General features: G+C 75.2%; 2 protein-coding genes. Both read right to left on the bottom strand.

Going from position 1 to position 2,694, the window contains the following annotated elements; translation table 11 throughout:
• Positions 1 to 39: 39 nt before the first annotated feature.
• Positions 40 to 1,710 carry a phospho-sugar mutase gene (locus DKL51_RS30165; RefSeq protein WP_109946777.1) on the bottom strand — a complete coding sequence of 557 codons (1,671 nt, stop codon included), beginning with the start codon at positions 1,708 to 1,710 and terminating at the stop codon, positions 40 to 42.
• A gap of 49 nt (positions 1,711 to 1,759) precedes the next feature.
• Positions 1,760 to 2,694, bottom strand: a 935-nt coding sequence (locus DKL51_RS30160; RefSeq protein ID WP_221623262.1) for a serine/threonine kinase C-terminal domain-containing protein, incomplete at its 5' end; no start/stop codon positions are given.

Genomic DNA, 2,694 nt, shown 5'->3' with positions numbered 1-2,694 from the left:
GCGCCCGGCCGCGCGACGGCGTGGGCGTCCGCGGCCGATTCAGACTCCGAGGGCGGTGGCGATCTCCGCGCGGAGCGCGGCGACCGAGGTGGCGGCGCGCTGCCGGGCCGCGGCGACGTCGCCGTCCGTGACCGGCTCCACCACCTCCAGGTACGCCTTGAGCTTCGGCTCGGTGCCGGACGGCCGGATCACCACCCGGGCCGCGTCGGTGCGGAGGATCACGACGTCCGCCTCGGGGAGCAGATCCGTGGCCCCGGTGACCGGGTGCCCGAGCAGGGTGCTCGGAACGGCCGCGCGGAGCCGGGTCATCATCCCGGCGATCAGCCGCAGGTCCTCGACCCGGACCGAGAGCTGGTCGGTGTGGTGCACGCCGAACTCGGCGGCCAGCTCGTCGAGCCGGTCGGTGAGGGTACGTCCCTGGGCCTTGAGGCCGGCGGCCAGCTCGGCGACGGTCAGCGCCGCGGTGATGCCGTCCTTGTCCCGGACGTGCTCCGGGGCGACGCAGTAGCCCAGCGCCTCCTCGTAGCCGAAGACCAGCGGCTCCGCCCCGCCACCGGCCCGGACGATCCACTTGAACCCGGTGAGCGTCTCGTCGTATGGCAGGCCGCGGGCGGCGCACATGGCCCGCAGCAGCGACGACGACACGATGGTGGTGGCGTAGAGCCCCCGGACCCCGCGGCGCATCAGGTGGTCGGCGAGCAGCGCCCCCACCTCGTCCCCGCGCAGCATCCGCCAGCCGTCGGTGGCGGCGTCCCGCACCACGACCGCGCAGCGGTCGGCGTCCGGGTCGTTGGCGATGGCGAGGTCCGCGCCGGTCGAGTCGGCGAGCGCGACCAGCTTGTCCACCGCGCCCGGCTCCTCCGGGTTGGGGAAGCTGACGGTCGGGAAGGCCGGGTCCGGCTCCGCCTGGTCCGGCACGACCCCGGGCACCGGGAAACCGGCCCGGGCGAAGGCCGCGGTCAACACTGCCGCGCCCACCCCGTGCAGCGGCGTGTACGCCACCGACAGCTCCCGTGGCCCGTCGGGATCGATCACCGCGACGGCCCGCTCTACGTAGGACGCCACCAGGTCGTCGCCGAGCACCTGGCCGGCCGGGCCGAGCGGCACCTGTGCCAGCGGCCCGACCGCCCGGATCGCGGCCTCGATCCCGGCGTCGGCCGGCGGCACGATCTGCGCCCCCGCACCGAGTTCCCCGCCGAGCTGCGCGCCCAGGTAGACCTTGTAGCCGTTGTCCTGCGGCGGGTTGTGGCTCGCGGTGACCATGACGCCGGCCACCGCGCCGAGGTGCCGCACCGCGTACGCGAGCACCGGGGTGGGCAGCGGCCGGGGCAGCAGCAGCGCCGGCCGACCGGCCCCGGTGGCCACCCGGGCGGTGCGCTCGGCGAAGGCCCGGGAACCGTGCCGGGCGTCGTACCCGATCACCAGCGGCCCGGTCCCGCCCTCGGCGGCGAGCCAGCCGACCAGCCCGGCGGCGGCCTGGGTGACCACGGCGAGGTTCATCCCGTTCGGGCCGGCCCGCAGCGGGCCGCGCAGCCCGGCGGTGCCGAAGGTCAGCGGCCCGGCGAACCGGTCGGCGAGCTCCGGCGCGCTGCCCGGCAGCGCGCCGAGCACCGCCCGCAGCTCATCCCGGCTGGTCGGGTCGGGGTCGTCGTCGAGCCACCGTCGGGCCTGCTCGCGAAGGACGTCAAGGTCAGTGGTTTCCGCCGCCATTGCCTCTTGATAGCACGGCGGCGGATCACCACTGTCCGTTGCCCTCGGCTCAGTTGGCCCCGGTGAGCTGGAACGACTTCACCATCGCGTCGAAGATCGCCCTGCTCTCGGCGAATTTGGCGTCCGTCGCGCTCAGGTAGAACGAGTAGATCTTGCCGTCGTGTGCCACCCCACGCCACACGCCGTGCCGCATGGCGTCGCCCTCGCCGCAGGTGTACTCCAACTCGGCTGCCGGCTCGCCGGCCAGCTCCTGCTCGGTCATCGAGAGCTGGTTGTACGGGTCGGCGCACACCTTGCTCTTGCTCTTGAGGTTCTTCGAGGCGAACTCCGCCCAGCTCATCGAGGTGCCGCCCCACTTCTCGGCGAGAATGCGTACCTTCCGGCCCTCGTCCGCCGGGTCCACGTAGTCGACGTAGACGCCGCCGGTCTTGCGCTCCCAGCCCTTCGGGACCTGGACGGTGACGCCCCGGCCCGAGTACTCCTGCATGGCCACGCCCGGGCCGGCGTCCGCGGTCGCGGTCGGCAGAGTCGTCACGATCGGCCGGGTCGGCTCGTCGCCGCCGCCGAACAGGGCGACCGCGCCGATCAGCAGCAGCACGGCGAGACCGCCGGCCGCAGCGAGCTGCACCTTGCGCGGCCAGCCCTTCACCGTGCCGACCAGTCGACTGCCGGCGCCCGTCACCCCGCCGAGCGGGCCGGCGGCGCCGCCGGGCGCGGTGCTCGGCGAGGTCCACGGCTGACCGGTGCCCGGCACGGACCACTGGCCGCCGCCGTACCCGGGCTGGGCTGCCTCCGGCGGGCGGCCGTACACCGTCTGGGTGGAGTCCGCCTGGCCGGAACCCACCCGCTGGGTGGCGTCCGGCGTCGCGGTCTGCGCGAGGCGCTGGGTGACGTCGGGGGCGACCCGCTGGGTGGCGTTCGACCCGCCGTACGGCGTCGCGCCGGGCATCGGGCCGGTCGGCGTGTGCAGGGGACCGGCCAGCG

It is taken from the genome of Micromonospora globispora, from assembly GCF_003857015.1.
GTDB lineage: Bacteria > Actinomycetota > Actinomycetes > Mycobacteriales > Micromonosporaceae > Micromonospora > Micromonospora globispora.
The sequence above is the reverse complement of the archived record's forward strand: the minus strand, read 5'-3'. Positions and strand labels throughout refer to the sequence as shown.

Excerpts from the sequence above, each read along its gene's own strand:
- DKL51_RS30165 (WP_109946777.1), bottom strand. The coding sequence starts at position 1,710 with ATGGCGGCGGAAACCACTGACCTTGACGTCCTTCGCGAGCAGGCCCGA.